Source organism: Kribbella sp. (assembly GCF_035687465.1).
Lineage (GTDB): Bacteria > Actinomycetota > Actinomycetes > Propionibacteriales > Kribbellaceae > Kribbella.
Window position 1 is genome coordinate 1 of record NZ_DASRXP010000499.1, and the last position, 2,930, is coordinate 2,930.

The following is a 2,930-nucleotide window of genomic DNA, read 5'->3' on the forward strand; positions in this document are numbered from 1 at the left end:
CCCGGCGACGCGAACCACATGCACCCATCAAGTAGCGAACCACCCACACCTATAGGCCCGCGAACCACCCACACCTATAGCCCGCGAACCACCCGCGCCTCTGGGCGACGTACCACCTGAACGTCAACCCCACCGCAGGGACCAGCTGGAGCAGCGTGGGAGATCGCAGTGCTAGCTCGGAGTACTAAGAAGAGAAGAGCAGGGTCAGGCCGCCGACCGTGTAGGCGACCATGACGACGAGGAGCGGCAGTTGGCCGGCCAATGCCTTGTGGCGGGGGAAGAGGGCTACGGCTCGATCGTGAGCGGAGATGACGCCCATCAGGTGGCCGCAGACGACCGCGAGCACCTGGATGACCGAGATTGCCGTGCTGTGGTTGGTGATTGAGGTATTAAGGCCCAGCAGCCCGGTACCGAAGATGTTGGCGCCGTTGCTGAGAGGGTCGCTGAGGTAGATCAGCGTCCGTTGGCCTTCCAGGATGAACAGCGTCAGGTAGTGCGCGACCACGTAGCCGAACGCGATCGGGATCACCGAGTGCGCGAACAACCCAGGCAGCGCAGTACGGGAGCTGTCGGAGAGTCTTCCCGCCAGCAGCGTGGCGCCGGAGTACGTGATCAGGACGAACAGGATGAACCCGATCAGCGCGAGGGTACCGAGGAGCGTCATCGAGTAGTCGGTGTTCTGGGCCCAGCCGATCCACGCGGACGAGTTCGAGAACCCGTCGTACGCCGTGCTGCCGAGCAACGCGGCGACCATGCCGACCAGCCCGGGTTGTGGCTTCAGACCATCGAGGTTCTCCAGCGGGCGGCGGATCACCAAGGCGCCGTCGGTCCGGCGGCCCCAGGGGGACAGCCGGGACATCAGAGTGGCGTAGACCTCGAACGGGTCGCCGGTGGAGAACCATCGGTCGCCGAAGAGGATCGCGCCGAACAGCGTGATCACGACGTACAGGGCAAGCCAGGCCTGCAGGACCGGAAGGGTGGCGCGGTCGGGGGCGACCAGTTCGAGCCAGGTGAAGGCGAAGATGCCCAGTACGGCCGGCCACAGCCCCAGCCAGGCAGGAAGTTGCAGCAACCCCTTGGACGGCGGCTGCCGCAGCGCCTTGCAGACCAGCAGGTGGATCGTCCGGAGTGGGTTCAGCGTGCGCCAGACCGGGCCGAGCAGGAGTGAGATCGGGACCAGCCCGACCCAGACGAGGATGTAGATGAACCCGAAGATCGGGTTCGTCAGCCGGTCCACGCCGAACAGCAGCGCGACCATCGCGTAGAGGAAGATCGCCAGGCCGACCAGCCGGACGAACCAGCGGAACGCCGCCGAGTCCACCGTCCGGGTGATTGCGGCGGGCAACGGTTTGCCGGAGGCGTTGCCACGGTACTTCGGGTTGCGCCAGGCTAGCCCGAGTATCACGAAGGACAGCGCGATCGCGACGGCGGCACCGCCGACGGCCAGGCCGAACGGGACAGGCAGATCCTGTCGACCGCCGATCCCGTGCAGCGGCAGAAGCAGCGCGGTCACGAAACGACGAGCTTGGCGACCAGCTTGCCGCTCTCGTGCGTCTCGACCTCGAACGTGCCCTTCATGTCCGCGGTGAACTTCACCGACGCAGGCTTGCCGGGCTGGAGCTCGAGCTCCTTGTCGTAACCGTGGATATGCAGCTCGTCGGCCGCGTCGCTGACCGCGGTGACCAGGACGGTCTGGCCGGCCTTCACCTTGATGCTGGTGCCGCTCGGGTTGACCTTGCCGTTGGCAACGGTGACGTTGATGGTCACGGCGGCCTGCTCACCGGACGGGTCGGTGGTGTTCGACGGCTTCCCGGTGGGCGGCGTGGTCGGGGTCGCGACCGTACTGGGTGCGCTCGTCGGCGCGGTCGACGGCGTGGTACTGGGGCTCGAGCCCGCACTGGAGTCGTCCCCGCAGCCGGCCAGGACCAGCATGCCGAGGGCGGGCAGGAGCGCGAGCGCGGTACCGCGGGAGAGCGTCGAACGCATGATGACGAGGGGCCTTTCGCATGTCGGTTCCAGCAGCGGCGCGAGACACGCCCACATGCCCATACGAACGCGTGCCGCAGGAGGTTCCCGCTACGCACCATCGGTCGTGTCACGATCGCCTTGAGTGTCCCGCAAAGGACACCGAGTAGTGTCGCAGCCCACTGTCGGCGCTGACCGTTAGGGTGACTGGACAGGCTCTTCGAGACAGGAAGGTGGACCCAGATGCCGGACCGGTTGACGTCGCTGGATCTCACCTTTCTGAAGGCGGAGAGCCCCGCGACACCGATGCATGTCGGCACGGTGGACATCTTCGAGCCGCCGGTGCACGGTGACGACGGGTTCGACTACGAGAGCCTGGTCGCGCTGATCCGGGACCGGATCGCCTTCGTGCCGCGGTACCGGCAGCGGGTCCAGCAGGTGCCGGGCCGGTTCGCCGGGCCGGTCTGGGTCGACGACGAAGACTTCGACATCACTTTCCACGTACGCCGGTCCGCTCTGCCGAGGCCAGGCAATCACGCCCAGCTCCTCGAGCTCGTCGCGCGGATCATGTCGCGCCGGCTGGACCGGGCCCGGCCGCTCTGGGAGATGTATCTCGTCGAGGGCCTGCAAGGCGACCGGTTCGCGATCATCTCGAAGTCCCACCAGGCGCTTGTCGACGGCAACAGCACGGTCGACATCGGCCAGGTGGTCCTCGATGCGACCGCGCATCCCCGCGACACCCCGACGGACACTTGGCAGCCGGCCCATCCGCCCTCGGCCCTGGAGTTGCTCGCCGGCGTCTTTGCGGACGCCACTCGGACCCCGACCGCGGTGCTGGAGCTGGCCCGCGCGGAGATGGCCAGTCTGACCGGGTCCACCTCGGTTCGCGAGGTGCTTGGGGACGTCGTAGGCTCGGTGGTCGCCCAGCGGCACGTGCAGGAGAGCTCGCTGCATGTGAAGACGTC

Annotated in this window: 3 protein-coding genes; 1 reads left to right on the top strand and 2 read right to left on the bottom strand. The window is 67.2% G+C overall.

Annotated features, from left to right (window positions below; genetic code table 11):
* Positions 1–184: 184 nt before the first annotated feature.
* Positions 185–1,513, bottom strand: a complete 1,329-nt coding sequence (locus tag VFG33_RS26370; protein ID WP_325055647.1) for a hypothetical protein — start codon at positions 1,511–1,513, stop codon at positions 185–187.
* Positions 1,510–1,986, bottom strand: coding sequence for a cupredoxin domain-containing protein (locus VFG33_RS26375; RefSeq protein ID WP_325055648.1), 477 nt, complete (start codon positions 1,984–1,986; stop codon positions 1,510–1,512). Before VFG33_RS26375 ends, VFG33_RS26370 begins: the two co-directional genes overlap by 4 nt.
* 222 nt (positions 1,987–2,208) lie before the next feature.
* Between VFG33_RS26375 and VFG33_RS26380 the strand changes: the two genes are divergently transcribed.
* On the top strand, positions 2,209–2,930 hold a 722-nt coding region (locus tag VFG33_RS26380), incomplete at its 3' end, for a wax ester/triacylglycerol synthase domain-containing protein (protein WP_325055649.1).